The sequence below is a fragment of the Bacillus horti genome (assembly GCF_030813115.1).
Classification (GTDB): domain Bacteria; phylum Bacillota; class Bacilli; order Caldalkalibacillales; family JCM-10596; genus Bacillus_CH; species Bacillus_CH horti.
The window spans coordinates 37,741-64,323 of sequence record NZ_JAUSTY010000006.1 but is presented as its reverse complement, the minus strand read 5'-3'; the positions used below and the strand labels follow the sequence as shown (position 1 = coordinate 64,323).

Here is a 26,583-nt window from a genome sequence, read left to right as displayed (position 1 = left end):
ACCTCAGCAATCAGCCCTATCATAGATAAAATCTAATTTAATTTCAATAGATTAGATAAAACTTAACAAAGCCTTAACACGCTATTAAATCTTAGTTTATATCACACTGCTAGAATGAAGTCGTTCACAACATTACTGACAAATTGGAGGAGTACCCATGACAATACGCAAATCATCTTTTCGAACATCCTTTTTCCTTATTTCTCTTTTAGCCCTTGCCATGCTAGTTCTTACAGCATGTGGTGATCAAGAATCACAAGCACAACCTTTAGCGAATCAAGGGGCAAACAATGACAATGATAGGGCAACAGAAAACACTGAAACACCTGCACAGAATAAACCAATCGTGCTTTACGCTAATGACTTTGTTGATGTCATTGGAGATATGTTTAAAGAAGCGACTGGCTATGAAGTAGAGGTCGTTCATGGAGGTGGCGGTGAGGTGCTATCTCGAGTTGAAGCGGAACAAGGTAACCCACAATGGGATGTGATTTGGCTAGATGGACATGCCTCATTGTATGGCTTAGCAGAAAGAGGCTTCTTCTTAAAGGATTGGGAGCCGAGTAATTTAGAGAATCTAAATGAGCAAGGAAAAGAGCTACTTCACCCAAACAACGCTTATTTCCCTACAGGTGTTCATGCTGCAGCTACCATTGCTTATAACACTAATCTCATAGACCCTTCTGATGCACCACAAACATGGGAAGAGTTTTTCAGCTTAGACCAACCCATAGCTATGGCTGATCCAGGAATAGCTGCACCAGCTTATCCAGTCGTTTCATGGTTTTTCTATGATCTTGGAATGGAGCCGGCTGAAGAAATGTTTGACCAATTATTCAGTCAGAAAAACCTGCATGTATTCCCTAAAAACGGTCCAGTAGGAAACGCAGTAGCTACGGGAGAAGTTGCCGCAGCTGCCTTACAGGAGCATAACGGTTACGCCTTAATGCAAGCTGGTGAGCCTATCGAAATGATCTGGCCTGAAGAAGGTTCTCCTGGATCTGTCCGTGTAGCTGCGATTGGCAAACACACTGAAAATGTAGAGGTAGCCAAAGCTTTTATTGAGTTTCTATTAGATCCAGAAACACAAAACCAGCTCACAGCTCTTGATGATACAGAAGGCTACTTTACCCCATTCGTAAAAGATGTTTCACCTAACCCTGCCAGAGAAAAGGACCCTGTTCTCGCCCTGCCAGATGTTAAATGGGCATCTGAATATGAATCCTATATTAAGCAATGGTTTGCTGATCGAGCTGTCCAATAGATTAGAGATTAGAAAGGACCTTTAATTATGCGTTTAAAAACAAAAGGAACACTCTCAATGAAAGGTGCATTCCCCTCCCAAGTTAACTTTTTGGGTGTGGGGATGACCCTTATCCTTTTTATCTTGATTCTTTTGCCCTTATTATCCGTCTTACTTCAAATTGTATTTCCTGGCTTCTTCTTTGGGCATAGAGTGTACTCAGGATTTTCTCAGCTACTCGACATCTTTAACCGCCCATTATGGAGTCATTCCTTAAAAAATTCATTGATCTTAGCAGCAGGAACAGGGCTTTGTGGAACAATTCTCGGAGGAACATTAGCCCTTGTTCGTACTCGCTGGTCCTTTAAAACGGCAAAGCTTCTAGGCCTAGCTGTTTGGCTGCTTTTAATTACTCCCTCCTTTATCTTAGCTCAAGGCTGGATTCTATTTGCCGGATCAGCTGGGATAGCTAGTCAAGCATTAGGCTGGGATTGGGTCAATACCGTTATTTTTCGTCCTTCGGGCTTAATCCTAATTATGACTCTGAGCAAATTTTCACTAGCTTATTTGGCCGTTGCAGCTGCACTTGAATGGAACGTTTCTAAATATGAGGATGCGGCAAGGCTATGCGGTGCTCATCCATTTACCCTTTGGCGTACTATTCATATCCCTATGCTATACCCTGCTTTCTTAGCAGGCTGGGCTTTGGTGTTTATGGATACAATTGGTGACTTTGGCTTGCCTTCAGCGTTAGCAACTGTATACCGCTTCCCTACCCTGCCATACTCGATTTATACAGCGATTTATACCTCGCCAACTAGGTTTGATCAGGCAGGAGTTTTATCCTTTTATCTTGTTTTAATTCTTATCCTAGCTCTATTGTTCTTATTTTTTGTGATGAAGAAGGCTAGATTTGATTTTCTAAATTCACAGGCTGTAAAGTTTCAGGCAAAAGAAACAAAATACAGTCCACTTCTTACTATCGGAAATTTGTCTTTTATAGCCATTGTGATTGGTATTCCAATAGGCTCCAGCTTTTTTGTATCCATTATGCAGAGCCTTGGATCAGGGATCGCTTTAAATAACTTCACCATTCATCATTATGTACAAATTCTTCAGGACGAAAGATTTTTGGAAAGTTTAACAAACTCACTTATGATTGCTGGATTTGCGGCTTTTATTAGTATTGTGATTGGTTTTTTTGTATCGTATGTTCTATTCTTCACTTCCTTTAAGCTAAAAGGTGTTATTCAATCCGTTTCTCTCATCTCATTAGTTGTTCCAGGTGTTGTATTAGGGATTGGTTACATTTTTATTTGGAATCAAAAATGGCTTGAAGCGATTCATTTAAATCTTTACGGTACGGTATGGATTGTCATTCTTGCTGCTATTGCTGGAGCCATCCCCTTTGCTGTTCGTTTGCAAAGTGGAGCCTTTGCAAAAATCCCTAAAAATATGGTTTATGCTTCTGCTATACAGGGCTCAGGTAAGCTGCAACAAATGAGCACAATTATTTTACCACTGGCCAAAAATTCATTGCTGATTGCTGTACTTGCAGCGTTTGGTACAAGCATCTATGACTTAGCTATTGCCAAAATGCTTTATCCCCCTAATTATTACTTACTGCCAGTTACTATAGATAAATCCTTTGAACAGTTCAATTACGGCTACTCAACGGCCGCTACGATTGTAAGTGGAGCGATCATACTAGCAATCATTACTACTTTAGACTTTGTAGGTAAAAGAATCTTTGCTTACTTAGACAGAAAGAAGGGTGAATAAATGTCAACGATTTTAGAGGTTCATCAGCTCCAGCAAAAATTCAACCAAGTATACGCCCTCCGTGATGTATCCTTTTCGATGCAGGAAGGAGAAATCATCTGTATATTAGGTCCTTCAGGCTGTGGTAAATCAACACTGCTTCAGCAGATTGCCGGGATTCAACAGCCCTATGAAGGAGAGATTTATATGAATCAAACACTTGTCGCCAATAAGAAGCGTTCGCTCCCTCCGGAAAAAAGACAGATCAACATGGTGTTTCAGGACTACGCCTTGTGGCCCCATATGAGTGTATATGAAAATATTGTTTACGGATTAAAAAGACAGAAGATATCCGCTAAAGAACGGGAAATCCGTGTAAATGAACTCGTAGAGCTATTGAATCTACATGGTTTATTACAGCGTCTACCTGCCCATCTCTCTGGGGGACAGCAGCAGCGAATCGGAATTGCTAGAGCGTTAGCAACTAAACCTAGGCTCTTGCTTATGGACGAGCCTCTTTCAAATCTTGATATAAAGCTGAGAATGCATATGCGTAACGAGCTCTCCTTCCTACTACGCAAGCTTGGTGTAACTGTATTATATGTAACTCATGATATGTACGAAGCGTTTGCCCTCGCAGATCGCTTAATGATTCTAAAGGATGGCCTTATTGAGCAGTTTGCTACACCAAAAGAGGTTTTTGAGACACCTAAATCACCGTGGGTGGCTCAACTGCTTGGCTATATGAATCAATTGTCAGGAACTGCTGGAACTAAGCATTCTGACAAGCTTAGCTCCTTTCAGTTTGCTGGACAAGAGCTGTACGGTGTGCTGCAACAAAAAGAAGAAAATGCTCATTCCTCAGCCTACTCAACTGGGCAGCAAGTTGATGTGTTTTTTCATCCAGAGGACATAGAGCTTGTCACTAATGACTGGTGTACTGAATCTGATTCAACCACACAGCTAAACAGATTGCAGGGTCAGGTTACGCATAAGATTTATGAGGGTAGAAAATGGCGCGTGTTCATCCAACTAACGGAACAATGCAGTATTACTGTCTCAACAATAGAAGAAATAGAGACCGGACGAACGATACAGCTTCAATTCCCAACTGCTAAAACCTTTATTTATCCCTCATAACATGATAATAATGTATGAACGAGCGAGGTCTATATGAACAGAAGATTAGTTATATCAGATATTCACGGGCATGGGGAAAGCTTATTGGAATTACTCACTACCGCTCAATACTCTCCTGAGCAGGACCAATTAGTTCTGCTTGGTGATTATATTCATAAAGGGCCTGATTCCTTGGGCACATTAGAGATTGTATATTCTTTAAAGCAACAGGGAGCATGGGTAATTCGAGGAAACCATGAGCAGGATGTCCTTGATCATAAACGAAATCAGTTAGCTGCTCCGCTTACGGAGAGAATGAGACAATTTCTTCTACAAATGCCTCTCTGGAAAGCGGACGATCAATACATTTACGCTCATGCAGGTGTAAGAGCCGGAGTAGAATTACAAAATCAGAGCATTACAGATTTAACCACTATTCGAGATGAGTTCTTTCACTCAAACTTTCCGATCAGGGGAAAACAAATTGTATTTGGTCATACTCTAACAAGCAGAATAGGTGCTAAGTTTGGTCATATTTTATGGAAGGACGATAGGATTGGCATTGATACCGGCGCTGGGAAACGATTATTTTTATCCCTTGTTGACCTGACAAATAAGATTTCCTATCGTAAAAGAATTACTACAGGAGAAATAGATATTATCCATTACTAAGTTCTTTCACTTCATCTCTTTGAAAACCCGTACATGTCGTTTATAATAAAGAAGGATTATAGCCTGATATGGAAAGGTGTTAAATATGAGTATTTTAACTGTTAAAAAACTAAGTCATGGCTTCGGTGACCGAGCCATTTTTAATGACGTATCCTTTCGTCTTCTAAAAGGAGAGCACATTGGTCTAATAGGGGCTAATGGTGAAGGAAAATCGACATTTATGAATATTATTACAAACAAGCTTGAGCCTGATGAAGGTACCGTTGAATGGGCCAAAAATGTCCGCGTAGGCTATCTAGATCAGCATACTGTTCTAGAACGTGGTAAAACGATTAGAGATGTCCTTCGAGATGCTTTCAAGTATCTCTTTGATCTGGAAGCGGAAATGAATCAGCTGTATGAAAAAATGGGAGAAGTCAGTCCAGAGGAGCTAGAGCAGCTTCTTGAGGATGTTGGAACCATCCAGGATATGCTGACGAATAATGACTTCTATGTGATTGATTCCAAGGTAGAGGAGATTGCCAGAGGACTAGGGCTTGAGGATGTTGGTCTTGAGCGTGATGTTCAGGATCTTAGTGGTGGTCAAAGAACAAAGGTTCTTCTCGCTAAGCTTTTACTAGAAAAACCTGATATTCTTCTACTAGATGAGCCGACAAACTATCTTGATGAGCAGCATATCGAATGGCTGAAGCGCTATTTATTAGATTATGAAAATGCGTTCATTTTGATCTCTCATGACATTCCATTTCTCAATAGTGTCATTAATCTGATCTATCATATGGAAAGTCAAGAGCTTAACCGTTATGTAGGTGACTATGATAATTTCCTTCAGATTTATGAAGCAAAAAAGCAGCAGCTTGAATCTGCTTATAAAAGACAGCAGCAGGAAATCTCAGAGCTCAAGGATTTTGTTCAACGCAATAAAGCCAGGGTATCCACTCGTAATATGGCTATGTCTCGTCAAAAGAAGCTTGATAAAATGGAAGTGATTGAGCTAGCTAAAGAAAAGCCTAAACCACAGTTCAACTTCAAGCCTGCACGTACGTCAGGTAAGCTTATTTTTGAAGCTAAGGATTTGGTTATTGGCTATGATGAGCCTTTGTCAAAGCCACTTAATCTGCAAATGGAACGAGGGCAAAAAATTGCTCTAATGGGGGCTAACGGGATTGGTAAGACAACTCTGCTAAAAAGTATACTTGGTCAAAATAAACCAATTTCAGGAAATGTGGAGCTCGGAGATTATCTGCATATTGGCTACTTTGAGCAGGAAGCAAAATACCCAAGTGATATTACCTGTATTGAAGAAATTTGGCAGCACTTCCCTGCCTTTACTCAATTTGAAGTACGCTCTGCTTTAGCAAAGTGTGGACTTACAACCAAACACATTGAGAGTAAAGTAGTTGTCCTAAGTGGAGGAGAAAAAGCAAAGGTTCGTTTATGTAAGCTCATTAATATGGAGACAAATCTTCTTGTCCTCGATGAGCCTACAAATCACTTGGACGTTGAGGCTAAAGACGAATTGAAGCGTGCGCTCAAGGAATACAAAGGTAGTATCCTGTTAATCTGTCACGAGCCTGAATTCTATCATGATGTGGCTACTGATGTCTGGAACTGTGAAGAGTGGACAACAAAGCTAGTATAAAAAGTGATGTATTCAGATGACTATGTAAAAAAAGAGCATGACTGGGTTATGTGCATCCAGCATGCTCTTTTCAATCTTTTCTACATATTTCACCAAAATCTTAGTTACCTTAATCTAAAAAGCAATGAATTCGAATTTCTAAATCCATTGCCTTAGCTTGCATGAGCTTGTATACTAAACCTCTTCAAAATAGTCCTTATAGAATCCGCCAACCTTGCCGGAGTTATCAATAATAAAATAAAACTCATCTGTTTCATTTTTTACTTCGTATGTTTTACCTTCAGTTAATACTTTATTGACCACGAATTTTTCTGCGTTTGTATGGATACATTTTACCGTTTTAATTGTCTGATCGTTTTGCCAGGTTTTATGTAGCATTACTGTTCTCTCTCCTCTACTCTATTCGTAAACCTATTATATGATAAGACAACATGATGAGCAAACGAATCCTAAAAAGGTACAACATCTCACTCTGATCCTTATGAGGAAGATAGGCTGCTCAGATGCTCATGTATAAGCTTCCATTTACCATCTACTTGAGTAAACACATTGGTTGCTCTACCTTTTCCAGAAACAAAACCACCTTCAAGATAGCCCTCGTAGTTATACGTATAAATACATGTGGCTACGTGCTGATCAGCAGCAATCCATTGTATTTCTGTTGCTGTATACTTCTCCTCTTTAATCATATCCCAAGCCCTGTTAAAGTAATCTTTGATTTCATCTATACTTGTACATGTTTTATCTGAAAACCAATAAACAGCATCCGGATGTAGGACTTGTTCAACCTGAGTAAAATCATGAGTATTCGTAGCGTTAATGTACGTCTCCAGTGCAGCCTTATACGACATTTTTACCTCCTGCTAGCCTAAATTATATTTCCTCTTAGTCTAGCATATCCATCTAATCAACAAAACGGCTAGTTATCTTTTTTAATCCTTATTCAATTAAGGAAAGAAACTGTTTTGTACGTTCCTGCTTAGGCTGATTAAAAACATCCTCTGGTCTCCCCCTCTCAACTATGACACCCTGATCCATAAATACAACTTCGTCCGCGACCCCTTTTGCGAACTTCATTTCATGAGTCACAACAACCATGGTCATGCCCTCCTGTGCCAAATCCTTCATTACCTTTAGCACTTCACCGACTAGCTCAGGATCAAGAGCGGAAGTAGGCTCATCAAAAAGCATGACACTCGGCTCCATAGCTAAGGCTCTGGCAATCCCAACTCGCTGCTGTTGTCCACCAGATAACTGATGAGGATACTGATCTGCTTTTTCCCCTAATCCTACCTTTTCCAATAGCCCTTGTGCTAATGAAACGACACGTTCCTTAGGCAGACCCTTCACTATCATTGGCCCTTCCATTACGTTCTCCAATGCCGTTTTATGTGGAAATAGGTTATAGCTTTGAAACACCATCCCTGTTTTTCGACGTAGCTCCAACAACTGCTTTTTGACTACCTTTTGCTCAAAGCTAAGAGAAAGCTGATCAATGGATACAGTGCCTTGTGTTGGAATTTCAAGTACATTGAGACAGCGTAACAGAGTGGTTTTTCCTGAGCCAGAAGGACCGATAATAACCACGACCTTCCCCTTCTCCACCTCTAAGTCAATACCTCTAAGCACCTGTAGGTCATTAAACGACTTGTGCACATTTCGTATGGAAATCAACGTTTATTCCTCCTTTCTAGTTTATTTAGCTACATACCGATCTAATTTTGCCTCTATTTGATCCTGTACAAAGGATAGAATCATACATATTACCCAATAGATTAACGCCGCTTCAACATAAATTAATAAGTGCTCATAACGGAAAGCAGCAATTTCCTGTGCTCTTCTAAACATCTCCGGAACAAGAATAACGGCCGCTAACGATGTATCCTTCACTAGACTAATAAACGAGTTGGATAACGGAGGTATAGAAACTCTTGCGGCCTGAGGTAATACAATTCTTCTTAGCGACTGAGCATACGTCATACCAATGGAGGAAGCCGCTTCCCATTGTCCTTTTGGTATGGATAAAATCGCAGCTCGAACAATCTCAGACCCATAAGCTCCAACACTCAAGGAAAAGCCTATTACCGCAGAAGGAAATGGTTCAATGACTATTCCTAAGTTGGGTAATCCGTAGAAGATAATGAAAAGCTGAACCAGCAGAGGAGTCCCGCGAATGATGGAAACATAGAACCGAGCTAGTAAACGCAACGGCCAAAGTCCAGATAGTCTGGCCACAGCAGTTAGGACTGCTAACATTAATCCTATGGCAAAGGAAATCAGAGCTAATGGAATTGAAAATTTTAAAGCTCCCTCAAGCAAAGGCCAAAAGGAGCTTTGTGCAATTTCCCACAAGCGAATCACTCGATCGGGGTTTTCAAAAAAGTTACTCAGAAACATCGGTGCCAAACCATTTCTCAGAGATTTCTAAATACGTTCCATTTGCTTTAATTTCTTCTAATGCTTCATTTACTGCTTCAACCAGCTCCGGGTTTCCCTTTCTGAACATAAAGCCATTATAGGCGGCATCCTCATGCTTAGCCACAATTTTAATTGGTGTTTCTGGTCTTTGATTTAAGAAATCTAAAAGCGACAAGCCATCATTAATCGTAATATCTACTCTCTTTGAAACGAGAAGTTCTATGGCTTGGTTAAACCCTTCAACAGCTACAATCTCTGCCCCATTCTCTCTAGCAATATCCGTCAAATTACTAGTTAATGTTTGAGCCGCTTTAAGATTCTCTATATCCTCAAAATCATTTACAGCTTGATTATCTTCATGAGTTACTAAAACAGCAGTTGATGTAATATACGGATCTGAGAAATCATATTTTTCTTGACGGTCAGGTCTTATTCCAACCTGGTTAGCAATCAGATCAAATCTCTGCGCATCTAATCCAGCAAACATTCCATCCCATTGAGTCTCCATAAATACAGGCTCAAGACCAAGCTGTTCAGCAATGGCTTCAGCTATCTCTACATCAAAACCAGTAAGCTTGCCCGTATCGTCGTGAAAGGTGAAAGGAGCGTAGGTTCCTTCTGTTCCAATACGCAGCTTACCTTCGGCTTGAATTTTATCATAGAGAGTTTCTTCACCATTTTCTGATATATCTTGGTTCACATCATTTTCAGAAGATCCAGACGTATCTCCTGTTGACTCCTCATTCGGAGTATCTTGACTTTGTCCACAGCCCAAAACCAGAATGGCAGTAAGTAAAAGAGAGAAGAAAAGCAGAATATTTTTTCTAGAAGTCTTCATTTTTTAATCCACCCTATTCCTATATGTTTTTATGTCTTTATAGTGCAACTTTCATTATAGGAGTACAACATGAATTTGGCAACTAGAAAGCTCAAAAAATTTTAGTTCATTTCTTTCTTCATATTTTGTCCAATAAATGAAAAGGTAATAACTCAAACAAAAAAGCTCCCCTCTTCAACTTTGTGAAAGGGAAGCTTTACTTTTTAAATTTGACACTTTTTTGTAGCTGATTACTGATTACTAGCTGCTTTTGCCGCTTCTACTGCAGCCTCATAATTAGGGTGCTCCGTAGCTTCTGGTACATATTCAGCATGAACAACTTGATCATTCTTATCAATAACGAATACACCACGTGCTAATAAACGAAGCTCTTCAATCGCAATTCCGTAAGCTTTTCCAAATGATAGCTCACGATGATCAGATACAGTTTGAACATTTTCAATTCCTGCTGCTCCACACCAACGCTTTTGAGCAAATGGTAGATCCACACTAACCGTTAAAATTTTGACACCAGTAAGATTGCTTGCTTCTTCATTAAACCTACGAGTCTGCTGATCACATACACCTGTATCAAGGGATGGAACAACACTGATGATACGTACTGTTCCTTTTGAGTCATTAAGTGTTACAGGAGATAGGTCATTCGCTAATACTGTAAAATCAGGGGCTTTGTCCCCTACCTTCACTTCACTTCCTAATAAAGTAACTGGATTTCCTTTAAATGTTACATTTGCCATTACGAATCTCTCCTTTTTCTCAATTCTCAAATTTATTTCATTTGAAAGCTATGAACTCCTTTAAAAACTATCATATTCTCACTTAACAATCAAATGTTTTGCTATTTTTGGACAAGTATCTTGATTCTACAGCATTCCCTACGAATTGTACGCCGCAAAAAAAAGATGATCCTTCCCATTCATGTCAAATTTGGTTGAATATTCGCACAATCTTTGAAAAAACGATTCTTATATTATGACATTATTTTCCTAATCTATCTATTACACTTAGTGTTGACATACATAGTATGACACACGCACTCCTAGGTCAGTCAAGGAAGTCGGTCAGAGAAAGGAGGGATTGGAAGCAACTCTAGTATGTTGACCCTGGCTTGGTTTGTTTTGTCGTAAAAGATTAGATTAGGAGGGATTCGATGTCACACAATCGAACAAAAAATAGTAAAAAACGGTTCTCATTTTGGCTAGTTCTTACTCTAGTTTTAACTTTAGCCTTCCCATCCTTTGCTTTAGGTAACGGAGAAAAGAATCTCATTTCTACTTTACAAGTAGATTCTCTTTCACTTCCTTCCATCCAGGTAGATTCAGCCTCTATTGATCACAAGGATAAGCTAGAGCTTGTGGAACAGTCCAAAAACAGCGCTTCGGTGTCTCGCTCTCAGTTTCAAGCCGAGAGGGAAGATGGCAGTGTAGTTTCTTCAAATGAGCTTGTACAGGCACAGAATTTTGTTCCTGCCTCAGATAGCCAAGAAAGAATTACTGTTATTGTTGAGCTTCAAACTGAACCTACAGCTGCTTACAGAGCAATGGTGAAAAGCGGTTTGCTCAAGTCAGATGTTGCTCACCAAAGAACACTTACAGCGGAGCAAGAAAGCTTTGCTACTGCAGCGAAGAAGCTAAACGCTTCAATTAATCGCCAATATTCTCATGTTTTTAACGGATATTCCCTAACAATTGCAGCGGATCAGGTTGATCGACTGCTCGAAATCCCTGGCGTAAAAGCCATCTATGAAGACATCATTTTCAATGTTGATCCAATGGATAGCATAACTCCAAGCATGGATAAAAGTGCTCCACATATTGGGTCGAACTTTTTCTGGGATCTTGGTTTTGATGGAACTGGAATTAAAGTAGGGATTTTAGATACAGGAATTGATTATAACCACCCTAGCTTAGCAGATGCGTATAAAGGTGGTTATGATTTTGTGGATAATGATGACGATCCAATGGAGTCTAATATTCCAGGGTTTGAGACAGACCATGGAACTCACGTAGCTGGTACAGTCGGAGGGCGTGGAAATCCTGATGACCCTAACAGTGCAACAGGTTTGACTCGTGGAGTAGCGTATAATTCTGATATCTACGCATATCGTGTTTTAGGACCTAGTGGAGGTACAACAGAAGATATTCTTGCTGCCATTGAGCGGGCTACTCTTGATGGAATGGATGTTATTAATCTTTCATTAGGTGCAGATGTAAATACACGTTATGACCCTATCTCCATTGCTTTAAACTATTCAACTCTTGACGGAGTCATTTCAGTTACATCTAACGGAAATGCCGGTCCAGAACCATATACGGTTGGAATTCCTGCAACATCAGACCTTGCTATTTCTGTGGGTTCTTCTTACCCACCACTCTATGAGCCAGTTGCTTATGGGGACGGGCTTGACACTGTTTATCTCGGTATCATGTCATACTCTCCAGACGTTGAAGAGATAGCTGGTGAAACGTTTGAAATAGAATATGCTGGATTGGGTCAACCTAGTGATCTTGTTGGCAAAGACCTTACTGGAAAAGTGGCTCTAATCCAACGTGGAGCTATTTCTTTCGGAGAGAAATCAGTAAATGCACAAAATGCAGGTGCAGAAGCAGTCATCATTTTCAATAATGCTCCTGGCAACTTTGGTGGAACATTAGGTGAGCCTGGTGATTATGTACCTACATTTAGTCTTTCTCAAGAAGAAGGACAAGCTATTCTTGCTAAGATAAATGAAGCTGAGGATGCCTATTCAATTACGTTCAATAGTCAATTTGTCGAAGACGTCATGGCAGATTCTAGCTCTAGAGGTCCAACTCTTCCAGGTTTAACGATTAAGCCAGACGTTTCAGCTCCAGGTGTTGCGATTCTTTCAACTGTTCCAGCCTTTGATGGGAATTATGAGGATGCCTATGATCCTAAAGGCGGAACTAGTATGGCTGCTCCACATATTGCTGGTGCCGCTGCACTATTATTACAAAAGGATAGCTCACTAACACCATTTGAAGTGAAATCCTTGCTAATGAATAATGCATTAAAAATTAGTGACCGACAAGGACAACGTTATTCCCATATGGATCAAGGGGCAGGACGTGTTGACCTAGAGAATACTCTTTCTGCCAAAGCAGTAGCCCTTGTTGAAGAATTTACAGATGCAACAGACAATGGACAAGTGATTTCTCATTTGACAGGAAGCATCTCCTTTGGTCTACTAGCACAGGGCTCTACAGATAGCCGCACAGTAACTCTTAAGGATGTGGTTGGTGAAAACTCGAGCTATACGGTTTCAACAGCATGGTATGGACCTGCTGCAGGAACGCTGACACTTAGTGACACTTCTGTTTCAGTCGCTGCTAATGGCTCCACAGATTTCAATGTAAGCTTAGCAGTTAGTGAAACAATTCCTGATGGTCAATATGAAGGTGAAATTATCCTAGAAGAAGCAAATGGACATCTTATTCAAATTCCTTTTGCTATATTCACAGGAGAAGCTGAAATACCAGATGTAGTCACAAATATTACATTAGATCCATTGTTCTTCTCACCAAATGATGATGGTTATTCAGATACAACTGACATTCGATTTAGAATTAATGAATCAACTCAATACTTCTCATTAGATGTTTATGACGCAGTATCCCTAGAATGGCAAGGTACAATTATTGAAACCCTTACTGGTATAACTCCAGGAAACTATATTGTCCGTGACTGGGATGGTACAGTAGTAGATCTATTTGGTTCTACTGATCTTGATGAAGGATTCTATGTAGTTATTCCTTGGGTAGGAACTCTTAGCTCCATAAGCCCAATTCTAGATCAAGAATCTCCATTTGTTGTAGACCTACACGCTCCAGAATCTAGATTAGACGATCCTGCTATTACTGTTGCTGATGGTGTTGGAACCATAACAGGTGAAATTCTTGGAGATTTCCTAGTAGATCTTCTTGGAGACTATTCTGCTATAGCGGTAGCTGCCCTTTATCAGGATAATGGATGGAAGCAAGCTGACGGAACTATTAATGAGAATGGAAACTTCAGTATTCAAGTTCCAGTTAAAGCTGGGCTTAACACGTTTGAGATCTATGTTTATGACATAGCTGACAATGGTGTTGCTGCACCAGCACATGTTGTTGAATACACGCATGATGATGATGAAGAGCCAGAACCGCCTGTTGATGAGCCAGGAATAGCCGCTGTTGCAAGTCCTTCAGAGGTTCAGGTAGGACAAGCATTCCAGGTGTCCATTGACTTTACAGAGTTAACAGATGTTTATTCAACTCAATTCAGTTTAACGTACGATACGGCCTTAAATAAAGGAACTACAGCTCCAAGTGTAACACTTGCTGCTTATCAGGAGGATCAAAATCCTAGTGTATCCCTCATTGTTAATGAAAATACAGTGGATGCTGGTGACGGTAAAGTTCGTACGGATTACATCGTTTCCTTAGCAGGTGACTTTGAAGGTTATACTGGTTCTGGTAGCCTAGCTACATTTAACTTTGCAAGTGATACGGCTGGAACGTATCAATTAAACCTATCCAATGTTCGTGTCATCAGCAGCGATGCTGAGGATGTCGATTATGGTGATGTTACTGGTACAACTGTCACAGTGACAACAGGTCCAGTTGAGCCAGATCCAGAGTACACAATTTCAGGTAACATCAATGCTCAAGCGTTTGGTCCTGAGGTTGATTACAGTGAGACATGGTATCAAGGCTCTGACGGAGTCCACCGCGTACTTGTTGAAGCCGTTGACTCTAACGGAACTGTAGCAGCCATTGCTCAAGTAAGCTCTGATGGAAGCTATGTGCTTCAAGTAGATGAAGGAACTTACACTGTACGTGTAGCTGTTCCAGGTCACATTGGTCAATCCACTTCTGTTACCGTTGATCAAAATGTAACTAGAAACTTTGGCCCATTAACGGCTGGAGATGTGAATCAAGATGGTAAGGTTGATCTTGTAGATCTTCAATTAGTTGCTAGAGAGTATGGAAAAGTAAGAGGTACAGGCTGGTCCAATGCTCGTTCTAGTGCGGCTGATATTAATAGAGACAATGTCGTAGATCTATTGGATGTATCCTTTATCCTGCACAATTTTAACTCAAACTAATTCAGATCTAGGTCTAACAGGTTACTAATCAATCATAGAGGGGATAGGTTTCTATCCCCTCTATACCATATTAAAACAACCCTATGAATTCAATTAAATAGGCTATTGATACGTCTACTGTCTATAAATATCTATGAATACCTATATCAAGGAGTTTAATAAATAAAAGGGGGAAAAAAGATGCCATTCAGAATGAAGAAGAACCTAAGCTTCTTAACAGCTATCATTCTCTTTCTATCCATTTCTTTGACAGTACTGAACATGAATGCAAGCTCCGTCTATTCACAGGAAAACAATGGACAGACTCCACAAATTCGTCTTGTTCCATCTGCTTCACATGTTGCTGTTGGAGAAACGTTTGAAGTTGCTATTTGGCTACAAGGCTTTATTGGTCAGCATAGTGACATTGAAGGCTATGAAGTACATATTGACTTTGATCCAGAGCTTATAGCTCCAGTTTCTGAAGAAAAGACGATTAAACCACATTCTGTATTTCAGACAGCACATCAACCTATGACCTTAATTAATTCCATCGATGAAAAAGGAAAAGTTAAAATTGGTCAGGTTCTTACTCAACGTGATCGAGGATTGTTTTCTGGCTACGGGAAAATAGGTACAGTTACTTTTCATGCTAAAAAAGCTGGAGCAGCACTTTTATCTCAAGAGAAATCCCTAGTGATAATGCCTGATAATCCTGGAGTTAATATTCGACATACGATTAATCATCCAACGGTGACCATAGGGGCATCCTCTGAACAAGGTGTTCTAAGAGAGAAAAAAGAAACCATTGGACAAGCACCAAAAAATAAAACGATAGACAGTACCCCTGAAACAGTGATTCGCTCCTTTAAAGATCATCAAAGTATCTTTCAGCTGGATTGGGCCCTGCAAGCTATCTCTGCGTTAGCGTTAGACAAAGTGATTCAAGGTGACAATGAAGGGAACTTCTCTCCAAAAAGAAACATGACAAGAGCTGAATTTGCTAAAGTTGCTGTTATTGCTCTTGGTTTAGATATGAAACAACAACAACATCCTACCTTTACAGATATAAAGAAAACGGATTGGTTTTACGATTATGTGGAAACAGCTGCAGAGTACGGTTTTATTCAGGGCACGATGAAAAATGGAGCCAAAGTCTTTTTACCCCAAGACCCTATATCTAGAGCAGAAATTACCGCTATTCTTTCAAGAGTTATGAAGCAATCGAAAAATGCAGCACTAGAAGGAGCCGAGGCACATCCTTTTAAAGACGTTCAAGCATCACATTGGGCTGCTGCAGATATCCATCTTTTATATCAAAAAGGTCTTATGAAAGGTCGGACAGCTGATCGTTTTGCACCAAATGAAAATGCTTCAAGAGCTGAGGTCAGTGTTCTTCTTAAGAGATTCATAGATTTCGATTAAAGATAGGTATAACAAATTAAAAAGAGGTGTCATAAAAGTCACTAGACTTTAGGCACCTCTCTTGCTCTGTTTTTATATCTCCATGTACCTTTTTTGTACTTATTAGTAACTCTTCCTATAACACTACTCCCTCACTTTCAATCCTGCTTTCATTTCAATGCCGAATTGTTCCTTCAGAGCCAAAGCTCCTTTTTCAGTAAGATGTACAGCACGAGTACTATCCCCTCTTACAATCCAACCGAGATCAAAGAAACGAGTGGCTATAGCCGCTCCAAGCCAACCAGCTATGTGGTGTCGTCGCTCGCTCCAATCAAGACAAGGCTTGGCAAAAATTCTTCTTTTTGTTGCCTCTTCAATATGAATTCCAAACTGATAAAACCACGGTCCACCCTTTTGTGTAACTACATACATACCGTCATCGTCTAGTGCCAAATATTCACTGCTAAGCAGCCATTCAGCAACCTTAACACCAAGTTCACCAGCAAGATGATCGTAACAGGTACGAGCGTAACGAACCTGCTTGAGTTGATCAGATTGGCGTAAGGAACGAACCTCAACCACTGGTGCAATCGTTCCCAATTTTTCAAGCACCTCGGCGATATCTTCGTTAGCTAGCCGATAATAGCGATGTCTGCCCGACTGCTCCACGGTAAGCAGATTACCTTCAACTAGCTTAGCTAGATGAGAGCTTATCGTTGGATGGCTTACCTTAGCCATATAGGCTAATTCACTAGCAGGTAGAGCTTGACCACTTAATAAACTTTCCAAAATCAACGCTCGAGTAGGCTCTGAAATTAGCTTTGCAATATATGAGATATTCGGATATACATTCATATTTCGATCATACCCTAAATATTTAGCTGATACAATGAGATTGAATCTTAAGAGGAGGAATTGAAATGGACAGTACTGAACTTATCCTATTAAACTTACAGGAATCACGAAGACGTTCTATTAAACTATGGAAGTCACTTCCTGATAGCTGGATAGCGTGGCGACCTGATCATGAAGCGATGTCGTTTGGGGAGATGATACGCCATATATGGAGCGCAACCTATCACTATCATATGATATTAAAGAATAATGGCTCTATTAAAATTGAAACAGAAGATCCATTTGCAGCTTCTCCTATTGTCTCAATTGAAAAGGAGATAGATTTGGCAACACCATACTTTGATCACTTTATTGCCTACATTCAAACTATTACTCAGGAAGAGCTTTCAACAAAGCTTATCGATCGATCTGATGTTGGCTATCAACGATATTTAGGAGATATGCTCTTGAGAATTGCCTATCATGAGTCCGTCCATGCAGGACAATTCTTACAATATATGCGTATGACTGGTTTACAACGACCTCTAATTTGGGATTAATCGAGTGTTAAATGAATAGAGCTAGAATGGATTAATTAAATATCATGTTAATAAGCTGGTACACCACATACAATTGGTGTATCAGCTTATATTTTGAGCTTGTTTTATCTATTTAAATTTCACTTCATGGTGTCTCCATTCATGTGGTATAAGAGACTGATATGTAGGTGTGAGGTAACGATCATCTACTAATGCCAGTATTCCCTTATCCTCTTCTGTTCGAATCAAACGACCACCTGCTTGAAGCACTTTATTCATTCCCGGGTATACATACGCATACTCCCGCCCAGGTAAATTTTGTTTGTCAAAATACTCCTTCATTTTGTCTCTTACTATGCTCGGCTGAGGCAAGCCAACTCCAACCACAACAACACCCTGCAAGCGATCTCCCTTAAGATTAATTCCTTCAGAGAACACACCGCCTAGCACGGCAAATCCAATAACAGGTATATCCGCATCATCTTTAAACGCCTTCAGAAAATCCTCTCGTTCCTCTTCAGACATTTTTTCATGCTGAACTAGTGTTTTCACTTTTTCCTGAGTAGCACTTAGATCTAAAAATTCATCATATATTCGGTACATATACGAATACGAAGGAACAAACACAAGAAAATTTCCTTTCCGTTCATCAATGAGCTTTTCAATTACATGTACAAGCTGATTGGCTGTTTTCTCTCGATCCCTATATCGCGTTGAAAGCGGATATAAACGAACATTTAAATGACTTGGGTTGAAGGGTGAAGCTAATGATATTCTATAATCCTCCTCCTCTGCACCTAGCAAGTGGTTATAATACTTTATTGGAAAAAGAGTAGCAGAAAAATAGATGGTTGACCGATATTTCTCTGTTGCCTCCTTTAATTGCTGAGAAGGATCAAGGCAACGTAAGGTAATATGAACGCTCTCCTTATTTCCATCAATAATAATCGAAAAATGCTGGTCAAGCAGCTTACTGATATTTAAGAATGAGTAACAAGAAAAGTAAAGAGAAAGTAGCTCCTGAGATCCATCAGATTGTCCATTCCCGCTTAGCCATTCTCCTAAATCAGCAGTAAAGGTTTGGATGAGCTCACTTAGTTGCTCTGGTAATACATGATGTAAGCCATCATAAAGTGCTCGTTCGTTTTCCCATAGTCTACCAAGCTCATCATAGATCTTCTTTGAAGCGACTGCTAATTCGTAGTCAGAAGCTCTTAAAAGCTGGTGTGCTGTCAAAAATGAATAGCTTTCAACACCTGCAGAAAACATCTCACTAGCACGATCCACTAAATTATGAGCTTCATCAACAAGTAATATGGTTCTTTTTTTCTGTTCATCACCGTAACGCTTTAATGATACTCGCGGATCAAACACATAGTTATAGTCACATAAAATGCAATCAGCTTGGTTTGTTAAATCTAGCGATAGCTCAAAAGGACATATCCTATGCTTACGAGCATACTTTTCTATATCCTCTCTAAATATATAATCGACATGCTCTAGGATATCGAGAACAGCCTCATTAATACGATCATAGTAACCGTTAGCATATTCGCAGACATCCTTATGACAGTGAACCTGCTCCTGAAAGCAGATTTTTTCTTTAGCTGTTAATGCCACCACTATCATCTTTAAGCCATGTTCTTTTAGTAAGGTAAAGGTTTCCTCTGCAACTGTTCGTGTAATCGTTTTGGCTGTTAGATAATAAATTTGCTCTGCTTTTCCTTCTCCTAAAGCCTTAATTGCTGGAAAAAGAGTTGAAATTGTCTTTCCAATTCCTGTAGGGGCTCTAGCTAAAAGTCTTTTATGATGTAATATCGCTCCATATACAGATACGGCAAAATCCCTCTGACCTTGACGATACGGAAACGGAAAGGATAGTGCTTGAATCGTAGCATCTCTTTCCTGCTTTAAATTTAATCTAACTTTAATAAAAGAAGCATAATGCTCTAAGGTTTTCTGAACAAATTCTTCAAGCTCCTGCCACAGCATACTTCTTTGAAAATGCTTCTTAGCTCCACTTGCTAAATGATAATAGGTTAATTGAACATTCATTTGTTTCTCACCGAATTTACTGGCATACATGTACGCATATAAGATTCCCTGTGCCCAATGAACCGGGTAATCATCTTCATTTATTTGATCAACATGTCGTGAGGTTGATTTTATCTCATCTATAGTCATCACAGAGTTACTTTGAAACAGACCATCACATCGCCCTTCAAGCTGAAACAAAATATCCTGTTCCTCAACCTCAGCCGTTAAATAAACTTCTTTTTTATAAGATTCATCCTGTGAATCCTGCACAAGCTTATGAGCCTTTGTTCCCTCCTGCATACTTCTTGTGCTACGAAAGGAAACAGCATCAATACTCCCGCTACGATGTACAAATTCAACTAATGATCGGATGGATAGATGAATAATATGCATGTTATCTCCTAAGACCCTTATATATTTTGTTATAAAACATAGCTTTAAGAAGAAGGACTGTTTTCTAAAAGATAATTTTTTTTTCAAAAAGATAGTGCAACCTTTTATGTTTACTCTAGTTTTAAGTTTTCTTTAGGGACCCATCCCTCTTCTGAGTTGAGAGTTCTTAAACACCAAATCCAACCGTTCAGCTCTTTTAAACCAACAAGCTTCTCCCCTTTGTTAACATCCAATTCTCTTGCGGTATAATCTTCTAAGATAATCCCTTCTGCTCCCCTTAAATCAATCAGTTGTCCTGGAACCCAACCGCCAATTTTATTTTCTGATGTTGTACAAAAATACCAATTATCCCACTTTTCTGGACCAATATATTTTTCACCAACAATTATAAACTGTCCCTTAACTAAAGTAATAGGGTCCGAATAATTCGTTCTGTGTTTTTTTATAACTATATACTTCACTACAATCACCTCTGTTATCAAAACTTATGTACATCTTACATTTCAACTGTTGTATAGTCCGGTTTTTGACACACAGACGAATAGAGCCAAAAGAAAAAAGCATGCTAAAGTATAGCGTGCTTAATTCCCTATAAACGAACAAAAGTTCTTATACTATTTTATATGATTTATCTAGTTAGCGCAACCTTTTTCGCCGGTCAATTATTCAAAAATAAGCTCAATTAAGCGATCATCCTCCGGGCCAGGCATACCTCTACCATCCGTATTATTCGTAATGATGTAGAGGCTATTCCCCTCTACAAAAATATCTCGAATTCTACCTTCTCCTTCCCAGATAACCTCAGACTGACCACCATTCGTATCAAAGCCAATCACCATGGATCCACGTAGTGCAGCTACATAAAGATGCCCATCTAAGTAAACCATTCCAGATGGAGCCCACGTATCATTACCTGAATGGTATAAAGCTACTTCCATTCCATCAGCCGTTTCATCTCCCATGATCTCAGGCCAGCCATAATTTAGGCCAGGTTCAATTCTATTTATTTCATCATGAGCTGATGGTCCATGCTCAGAGCTAAACAGTTGTCCTTCTTCATCCCATGCAAGGCCTTGTGGATTGCGATGTCCATAGGAATAAATTGGAGAGCTTGGATCTGGGTTATCCTCAGGAATGGAGCCATCGAACTCAAGTCTCAGGATTTTACCAGCCACATCATTAAGATCCTGTGAGAGGCTTTCCTCTAAAGCGTCACCTGTAGTGATATAAAGCTTGTCATCTGGCCCAATAGCTAATCGACCACCATGATGGAATTGCGCTCCTTTAATCTCGTCAATTAAAATGGCCGTTTCCACCCATGTCCCCTCTCTATGCTCTACTTCTATTACACGATTAAGAGCCTCAGCTTCTGTTCCATAAGTATAGTAAAGATAAGCCTTTGCATTATCTGCGAAATTCGGATCTAAGACAAAACCTAGCAGACCACCTTCACCATAATGTAAAACCTCTTCAGTTACGTCTAATTCCTCTCTTGTAACCTCACCGTTCTCTACTTTTGCGATAACTCCTTCTCTTTCTGTTAGATAAAAGATATCCTCATGATGAACAATTGACCAAGGAATATTTAGACCTCCAGCTACATCCCGACTTTCTATAATATCAATAAATCCTTGAGATTCATTTGTACCCGTATCATCTGCCTCATTAGCCTCACCGTTCTCACTTCCATCTACCTCTGTTTCGTTAGGATCTTGTCCAATGATTTCAGATTCAACACCATTTTCCTCCGTTTCTGCTGCACACCCTACTAAAGCTAAGCTTAGTGCAACACTTAACGCAGTGATTTGAATAGATTTCACCTTTATTTACCTCCAGTCTCATGTTAGATACTACCTTCTTACCCTAAAAATACTTGGTATACTCAAGAAACCAAAAAGTTTTCAAAAGCTACGATAATATGCTGAACTGAGTTAAGGAAGAAAATTAGAATAAGGAAGATAAATGCTTTGAGTCATAAGGAGTTAACTGCTTACCATGTACTAATTTATTTATGAAATCTGAGTTTGCAAGCAGTGGCCGACCAAATGCGGCTAAATTAATCGTCCCCTTTTTTATAGCATGAGAAGCCTTGGCTGGAGTTAGGTTTCCTACTCCAATAATTGACCCTTCCCAGTTCTCCTGGACAATCTCATGTAGAGTTTTTCCCTGATCTATTTTAGCATTAAAATGATTAGTTGAAGGATGGATAACACTTAAATCCAGCTCACGAAAGAGATTTAGAAACTCTTTAATAGACATTACTGGATTGTCCCACATATAATCAGGTTGATCATCCTTTAAAGCTGAAAATCGAATGGAAGTACGCTCTGCTCCAACCTCCTGAACGACTCCTTGTAATACTTCTTTCATAAATGTTAACCTTTGTCTCAAGCTCCCTCCATAACCATCTTTACGGTGATTCGAGATGTCTGAGTTAAATTGATCTATAAGGTATCCATGTGCTCCATGTACTTCCACTCCATCAAAGCCTGCCAACATAGCATGACGTGCCGCCAGAGCAAATTGATCAATAACTTCGTGAATATCCGATATGGACATTTCTTCAGGCTTTTCAAACGGCTTCCCAAAACGATGTACATGTCCTTTAGCAGCAATGGCTGAAGGTGCTTGTGGAGGTAAGCCACCTGCTATTTCATGATGAGTGAGTCTTCCAACATGCCAAAGCTGAGCGATGATCGTTCCACCCGCTTTGTGAACAGCATCCGTTACCCTTCTCCAGCCTTCAATTTGATCCTTTGAATATAAACCTGGTACGCCTATTGTTCCCTTAGCTCTTGGACTTATGATAATCCCTTCAGTGATGATTAAACCGATACCGTCCTCAGCTCGTTTACGATAGTATTCTACGACATCCTCCCCCACAACTCCCGTTATATCATCAGCAAAACAGCGAGTCATAGGAGCCATTACTACTCTATTTCTAAGGTGCCATGCTCCTAATTTAACTGGTTTGAGAAGCGCTTCATTTGCAATCATACCCACAACTACTCCACTCCTTTTTATTTGTTCCTTCTCTATTATGATAATCTAACTCATTATTATCTTACATAGCCCATTCATTGTATTACTATAGACTCACCTATATAATTAAGTTATTCCGATTAATGAACCTATAAAATGAATGTGAGGTAAAAACATGGATAACATAGACAAGCAAATTCTCTTGGAGCTACAGAATAATGCTCGACTTTCAATGACAGAGTTAGGTAAGATCATTTCTCTATCACAGCCTGCTGTCACTGAAAGAGTAAAAAGACTAGAAGAAAAAGGAGTGATTCAGGATTATCGAGCCATTCTTTCTGCCGATAAGCTAAATAAAGGAATCGTCAGCTATCTCCTATTTCATACAAAAGACTGTGAACGATTTATTGCGTTTTGTGAAGAATCAGATGACGTTATAGAGCTTCACCGAATAAGTGGTCAATACAACTACTTACTAAAAATAGTGACAGAGTCAATGCCAACTCTCGAAGCATTCATTAATAAAAGCGGAGCTCATGGAGACTCCACCACTCTTATCGTATTATCTTCACCCATTGAATCAAAAATTTTAATTCCTTCTACGGAAAAATAATTGATAGATTTAAAGTCCTCTTGGCATCATATAGGTAGGGTATGCGAAAGGAGGTTGAATGGTTGCGTTTTATTGATAGACATAAATCTGCGTTCGAACACTATTTGTACTTTCAGGAAGGCTCTCAAGAGGAGGTCCAGGCTGATAAGCGTTCAGCCCCAAGGATTACACAATCATCTCAAGCATTGAGGGAATTGTCTGAAAAAGATAATATGTGTTCGCTCGTAGAGAAAGCTCGTTCGGGTGACAGAGAAGCTTTCGGTGAGCTTGTACGAAAGTATAGAAAGCAGGCTTTCATCTGGGCTAATAGCCTTACACGAGATCACACTCTCGCTGAGGATATTGTTCAAGAGGCTTTAATAAAAGCTTTCTTAAATCTAGGCTCTCTTATGGACACAAATCGGTTTCTGCCTTGGTTAAGAAAAATTGTGACGAATCAGGTGTATATGAGCTTGCGTCGTGGAGGTCCATATGCCAAGGAAAAACCTTTCTCTCATTATGAACAGAGAAAGAACATTGAACAGAATGAAACGGATTGGTCTAATATTGATCATGTTCTAACCCACCTTACCAGTAAACTATCTTTAGATCTTGTACATACTCAATCCTATCAAGCCGATCCCCAAAATCTTTTGATGAAAAAAGAACTGGTTATAGGAATAAACCAAATGTTACAGTGCCTTTCTAAGCGTGAGAAAGCGATCTTTGAGTCCTTCTTCTTTGAGCAATTGTCCCCACAGGAAATCGCTAGGATTTTCAGCACAACAACAAGTAATGTGTATAATATCCTATCGCGCTCAAAGGGGAAGGTGCGCCGAGAGCACATCAGGGTCTTTTTAGCAAAGCAATTGGAACCGGTTATTGCTGAAGGAAGGATTCGCAACATTCTAAACAAACCTATAAACCTATAGCATGCTTATTCTAAATATAAGAAGAGGAGATTGTTAGATGAGAACATTAGAAATAAATCAAGAGCAAAAGACTTGGACATCTGCTGCACAATGTATGTATGCTGTTTTACAGTACACCGATAGGCTAGATTTAAGTCTAGCAGAAGTAATGGGCTTTACCTCTCATGCTTTTAGAATCAATATTCATCCAGAAACGGTGAGTCCTGCTGGTCCAACTATGTTTGACCCTTATCAATTGGTAGCAAAAGGCTTATATACACTTGGAGTACATAGTATTACCGCTTCTAGAGAAACTCCGCTTCCCCCAGCATCACTAGAAAAAACAATTAAAATCATCCAACGAGGGATTGATGGTGGTTTTCCTGTAATAGGCTGGGATTTGTTTATCCCAGAATTCGGATTAATATATGGCTATGATCATGAAAAGCAGCTTCTTTTTGCCAAGGATGTAGATAAAGATGGAGAAATTCCGTACAACAAGTTTGATCAACGCCCAAACAATCATATGTATATAACCGTAATTAATGATGTTAGACCAAGACACTTGGTCCATATGCTTAAAGATGGCTTACGGACAAGCATAGACCATTTACTTAATCAAAGCTGTAGTTGGTCTTCCCCTGAATATAAGCATGGATTAGCTGGATACGAAGCTTGGTTGCATGCTTTTAAAGGGGAGCAGATTGATCCGTTTGGGAATGCATATAACGCTGAAGTGGTTGCCGATGCAAGGAAATTTGCCCATCAGTTCTTTAACCAACTTGCTCAGAAATGGTCAGCAGAAAGTCCCTTAGATCTAAGAATAATTGATTTATTCCAACAAGCTGAGCAGGTTTATTCTGATGTAGCCACAGAAATGGCTAAGCTACAAGCACTGTTCCCCTTCCCCCAAGGAGGAAATCCAGAGGATCCTAAAAGCAGAAGTAAAGCAGTAGAATACTTAGAACATGCATTTAAAGCAGAAAAGATTGGTGTTAAGATTCTAGAATCCTTATACCAGAGCTTAGAAGAGTATGAGATTGAGGAATTTATGACTTGCAGGACGGTTCAGAGAAAATTCCAAGTCATTGGTGAACAGCATCATAGCTTACCTGAGAATCTAAATAAGGATCTGGCAAAAGCACGGAATAGCATACTAGTACGAGATTATGAAATTACGTCACGATTTACGATTGAAACAGTTGTATACCAGCCTCGTACTGAAGAAGACAAACAGATCGGCTATACGACTGGCTTTGAGGTTGTGTCTAACATGGAACAATTACCTAGTGGAATGGTTTATGTTTCCGTTGAAAATGAGTTTGCACATATTGACGGATTACCAGAGCAGCGAGATGAAATGCTTGAGAAGCTAAGGCTTTGGGTGGATGAACAAGGGTATGAGGAAGACAAAAATGTTCAATCTATTGAAATGACACTATTAGCTAGCGATGATCTAACAATATTAGATATTTTTCTGCCAATTAAAAAGAAATGATGGAGACATGCCTCTGATTTTGATAAGCTTCATCAAAGACTGAAAACTAGTTGAAAACGTTAATGAAACGCTTGGATCGTAAGATCCCAAGCGTTTCTTATCCTATAATGTGTAATCACTAGGAAAGTATTGATTAAATAAATATAACAATAGTCTATCTCTCATTAGCCTTAAGCATTTTAGCTATATATATAATCTGACCTATATGCTCTGAGTAATGTATCACACACCTAAGCATAAGTTCAATATTACTCATGATTTGACCTGCTTTAACTTCTTGCTTATGTAACAGCTGATTCTCAGATAATTGATCCAAAACTTTTGCAAACTCACTAAAAGCAACCCTACTAATTTCCATTAGTTCTTTTTTACCCATAAACATCTGTATGTCAAATTCTGCATCCCTATCACGTACATCAGCTTCACCTGAGATTTGATGACCAATTCTTTGCTTTACATGTCCAGAAATATGCACGATAAGGTTAGCTATACTGTTACTAGCATCATTTTCTCTCCAGTTTACGTCCTCGTCGTTCAAATCCCTTAATATATTTTCTAGTTTGTTATCCATTTCAACAAGTTGGGATTTTAAATGACTCCTTAGTATCTCTAGCATA

The 26,583-nt window shown here is 39.5% G+C and carries 22 protein-coding genes and 1 pseudogene; 11 read left to right on the top strand and 12 right to left on the bottom strand.

The window, feature by feature from the left end; genetic code table 11:
• The first annotated feature begins 157 nt into the window (after positions 1–157).
• The 5 genes from J2S11_RS08465 to J2S11_RS08445 all read left to right on the top strand — a co-directional run bounded on the left by J2S11_RS08465 (position 158) and on the right by J2S11_RS08445 (position 6,437).
• Positions 158–1,264 carry an extracellular solute-binding protein gene (locus tag J2S11_RS08465; RefSeq protein ID WP_307393446.1) on the top strand — a complete coding sequence of 369 codons (1,107 nt, stop codon included), beginning with the start codon at positions 158–160 and terminating at the stop codon, positions 1,262–1,264.
• Between the two features lie 57 nt (positions 1,265–1,321).
• Positions 1,322–3,025 carry an ABC transporter permease gene (locus J2S11_RS08460; RefSeq protein WP_307393444.1) on the top strand — a complete coding sequence of 568 codons (1,704 nt, stop codon included), beginning with the start codon at positions 1,322–1,324 and terminating at the stop codon, positions 3,023–3,025.
• Positions 3,026–4,144 (top strand): ABC transporter ATP-binding protein, encoded by a 1,119-nt coding sequence (locus tag J2S11_RS08455; RefSeq protein WP_307393441.1) that lies wholly within the window; start codon positions 3,026–3,028, stop codon positions 4,142–4,144.
• 33 nt (positions 4,145–4,177) lie between these two features.
• Entirely contained in the window at positions 4,178–4,795 is a 618-nt protein-coding gene (locus J2S11_RS08450) for a metallophosphoesterase (RefSeq protein ID WP_307393438.1), read from the top strand.
• 85 nt (positions 4,796–4,880) lie between these two features.
• Positions 4,881–6,437, top strand: a complete 1,557-nt coding sequence (locus J2S11_RS08445) for an ABC-F family ATP-binding cassette domain-containing protein (RefSeq protein ID WP_307393435.1) — start codon at positions 4,881–4,883, stop codon at positions 6,435–6,437.
• Between the two features lie 174 nt (positions 6,438–6,611).
• Here J2S11_RS08445 and J2S11_RS08440 read toward each other — a convergent pair whose 3' ends face one another.
• The 6 genes from J2S11_RS08440 to tpx all read right to left on the bottom strand — a co-directional run bounded on the left by J2S11_RS08440 (position 6,612) and on the right by tpx (position 10,430).
• Positions 6,612–6,815 carry a DUF6501 family protein gene (locus tag J2S11_RS08440; protein WP_307393432.1) on the bottom strand — a complete coding sequence of 68 codons (204 nt, stop codon included), beginning with the start codon at positions 6,813–6,815 and terminating at the stop codon, positions 6,612–6,614.
• 101 nt (positions 6,816–6,916) lie between these two features.
• Positions 6,917–7,288, bottom strand: coding sequence for a YybH family protein (locus J2S11_RS08435; protein ID WP_307393429.1), 372 nt, complete (start codon positions 7,286–7,288; stop codon positions 6,917–6,919).
• A gap of 88 nt (positions 7,289–7,376) precedes the next feature.
• Positions 7,377–8,111, bottom strand: coding sequence for an amino acid ABC transporter ATP-binding protein (locus tag J2S11_RS08430; RefSeq protein WP_307393427.1), 735 nt, complete (start codon positions 8,109–8,111; stop codon positions 7,377–7,379).
• Between the two features lie 21 nt (positions 8,112–8,132).
• Positions 8,133–8,834, bottom strand: coding sequence for an amino acid ABC transporter permease (locus J2S11_RS08425; protein ID WP_307393911.1), 702 nt, complete (start codon positions 8,832–8,834; stop codon positions 8,133–8,135).
• Positions 8,821–9,693 carry an amino acid ABC transporter substrate-binding protein gene (locus J2S11_RS08420; RefSeq protein ID WP_307393424.1) on the bottom strand — a complete coding sequence of 291 codons (873 nt, stop codon included), beginning with the start codon at positions 9,691–9,693 and terminating at the stop codon, positions 8,821–8,823. Before J2S11_RS08420 ends, J2S11_RS08425 begins: the two co-directional genes overlap by 14 nt.
• Positions 9,694–9,923: 230 nt before the next feature.
• Complete coding sequence (gene tpx / locus J2S11_RS08415; protein WP_307393420.1) at positions 9,924–10,430, bottom strand: thiol peroxidase; 507 nt, start codon at positions 10,428–10,430, stop codon at positions 9,924–9,926.
• A gap of 413 nt (positions 10,431–10,843) precedes the next feature.
• On the opposite strand from tpx, the gene J2S11_RS08410 reads away from it, so the two are divergent.
• Both J2S11_RS08410 and J2S11_RS08405 read left to right on the top strand, forming a co-directional pair.
• On the top strand, positions 10,844–14,797 hold the full coding sequence (locus tag J2S11_RS08410) for a S8 family serine peptidase (protein WP_307393417.1): 3,954 nt from the start codon (positions 10,844–10,846) through the stop codon (positions 14,795–14,797).
• Between the two features lie 180 nt (positions 14,798–14,977).
• Positions 14,978–16,201: an S-layer homology domain-containing protein gene (locus J2S11_RS08405; RefSeq protein ID WP_307393415.1), complete on the top strand. Its 1,224-nt coding sequence runs from the start codon at positions 14,978–14,980 to the stop codon at positions 16,199–16,201.
• Positions 16,202–16,324: 123 nt separating this feature from the next.
• Here the strand turns inward: J2S11_RS08405 and J2S11_RS08400 are convergent, their stop codons facing one another.
• Positions 16,325–17,035 (bottom strand): ArsR/SmtB family transcription factor, encoded by a 711-nt coding sequence (locus J2S11_RS08400; RefSeq protein WP_307393412.1) that lies wholly within the window; start codon positions 17,033–17,035, stop codon positions 16,325–16,327.
• A 65-nt stretch (positions 17,036–17,100) separates the two neighbouring features.
• Between J2S11_RS08400 and J2S11_RS08395 the strand changes: the two genes are divergently transcribed.
• Entirely contained in the window at positions 17,101–17,574 is a 474-nt protein-coding gene (locus J2S11_RS08395) for a DinB family protein (protein ID WP_307393408.1), read from the top strand.
• 108 nt (positions 17,575–17,682) lie between these two features.
• Here J2S11_RS08395 and J2S11_RS08390 read toward each other — a convergent pair whose 3' ends face one another.
• From J2S11_RS08390 to J2S11_RS08375, 4 genes and pseudogenes are all read right to left on the bottom strand, one after another.
• Positions 17,683–19,983: an ATP-dependent DNA helicase gene (locus J2S11_RS08390; RefSeq protein ID WP_307393405.1), complete on the bottom strand. Its 2,301-nt coding sequence runs from the start codon at positions 19,981–19,983 to the stop codon at positions 17,683–17,685.
• 110 nt (positions 19,984–20,093) lie between these two features.
• On the bottom strand, positions 20,094–20,444 hold the full coding sequence (locus J2S11_RS08385) for an SH3 domain-containing protein (RefSeq protein WP_307393401.1): 351 nt from the start codon (positions 20,442–20,444) through the stop codon (positions 20,094–20,096).
• 201 nt (positions 20,445–20,645) lie between these two features.
• Positions 20,646–21,803, bottom strand: a complete 1,158-nt coding sequence (locus J2S11_RS08380) for a PQQ-dependent sugar dehydrogenase (RefSeq protein ID WP_307393398.1) — start codon at positions 21,801–21,803, stop codon at positions 20,646–20,648.
• A gap of 124 nt (positions 21,804–21,927) precedes the next feature.
• A pseudogene (locus tag J2S11_RS08375) lies at positions 21,928–22,962 on the bottom strand (alkene reductase); the annotation flags it as partial.
• A 178-nt stretch (positions 22,963–23,140) separates the two neighbouring features.
• Between J2S11_RS08375 and J2S11_RS08370 the strand changes: the two are divergent.
• The 3 genes from J2S11_RS08370 (at position 23,141) to J2S11_RS08360 (ending at position 25,966) form a co-directional block, all read left to right on the top strand.
• Positions 23,141–23,578 (top strand): Lrp/AsnC family transcriptional regulator, encoded by a 438-nt coding sequence (locus J2S11_RS08370; RefSeq protein ID WP_307393396.1) that lies wholly within the window; start codon positions 23,141–23,143, stop codon positions 23,576–23,578.
• A 62-nt stretch (positions 23,579–23,640) separates the two neighbouring features.
• Entirely contained in the window at positions 23,641–24,489 is an 849-nt protein-coding gene (locus J2S11_RS08365) for an RNA polymerase sigma factor (RefSeq protein ID WP_307393393.1), read from the top strand.
• 37 nt (positions 24,490–24,526) lie between these two features.
• Complete coding sequence (locus J2S11_RS08360) at positions 24,527–25,966, top strand: hypothetical protein (RefSeq protein ID WP_307393390.1); 1,440 nt, start codon at positions 24,527–24,529, stop codon at positions 25,964–25,966.
• Positions 25,967–26,120: 154 nt separating this feature from the next.
• On the opposite strand, the gene J2S11_RS08355 is transcribed toward J2S11_RS08360, so the two are convergent.
• Positions 26,121–26,582, bottom strand: coding sequence for a DinB family protein (locus J2S11_RS08355; protein ID WP_307393387.1), 462 nt, complete (start codon positions 26,580–26,582; stop codon positions 26,121–26,123).
• Position 26,583: the final 1 nt, after the last annotated feature.

Coding starts and splice junctions, on each gene's coding strand:
- J2S11_RS08465 (WP_307393446.1), top strand. CDS start 158: ATGACAATACGCAAATCATCTTTTCGAACATCCTTTTTCCTTATTTCT.
- J2S11_RS08460 (WP_307393444.1), top strand. CDS start 1,322: ATGAAAGGTGCATTCCCCTCCCAAGTTAACTTTTTGGGTGTGGGGATG.
- J2S11_RS08455 (WP_307393441.1), top strand. CDS start 3,026: ATGTCAACGATTTTAGAGGTTCATCAGCTCCAGCAAAAATTCAACCAA.
- J2S11_RS08450 (WP_307393438.1), top strand. CDS start 4,178: ATGAACAGAAGATTAGTTATATCAGATATTCACGGGCATGGGGAAAGC.
- J2S11_RS08445 (WP_307393435.1), top strand. CDS start 4,881: ATGAGTATTTTAACTGTTAAAAAACTAAGTCATGGCTTCGGTGACCGA.
- J2S11_RS08440 (WP_307393432.1), bottom strand. CDS start 6,815: ATGCTACATAAAACCTGGCAAAACGATCAGACAATTAAAACGGTAAAA.
- J2S11_RS08435 (WP_307393429.1), bottom strand. CDS start 7,288: ATGTCGTATAAGGCTGCACTGGAGACGTACATTAACGCTACGAATACT.
- J2S11_RS08425 (WP_307393911.1), bottom strand. CDS start 8,834: ATGTTTCTGAGTAACTTTTTTGAAAACCCCGATCGAGTGATTCGCTTG.
- J2S11_RS08420 (WP_307393424.1), bottom strand. CDS start 9,693: ATGAAGACTTCTAGAAAAAATATTCTGCTTTTCTTCTCTCTTTTACTT.
- tpx (WP_307393420.1), bottom strand. CDS start 10,430: ATGGCAAATGTAACATTTAAAGGAAATCCAGTTACTTTATTAGGAAGT.
- J2S11_RS08410 (WP_307393417.1), top strand. CDS start 10,844: ATGTCACACAATCGAACAAAAAATAGTAAAAAACGGTTCTCATTTTGG.
- J2S11_RS08405 (WP_307393415.1), top strand. CDS start 14,978: ATGCCATTCAGAATGAAGAAGAACCTAAGCTTCTTAACAGCTATCATT.
- J2S11_RS08400 (WP_307393412.1), bottom strand. CDS start 17,035: ATGAATGTATATCCGAATATCTCATATATTGCAAAGCTAATTTCAGAG.
- J2S11_RS08395 (WP_307393408.1), top strand. CDS start 17,101: ATGGACAGTACTGAACTTATCCTATTAAACTTACAGGAATCACGAAGA.
- J2S11_RS08390 (WP_307393405.1), bottom strand. CDS start 19,983: ATGCATATTATTCATCTATCCATCCGATCATTAGTTGAATTTGTACAT.
- J2S11_RS08370 (WP_307393396.1), top strand. CDS start 23,141: ATGGATAACATAGACAAGCAAATTCTCTTGGAGCTACAGAATAATGCT.
- J2S11_RS08360 (WP_307393390.1), top strand. CDS start 24,527: ATGAGAACATTAGAAATAAATCAAGAGCAAAAGACTTGGACATCTGCT.
- J2S11_RS08355 (WP_307393387.1), bottom strand. CDS start 26,582: ATGCTAGAGATACTAAGGAGTCATTTAAAATCCCAACTTGTTGAAATG.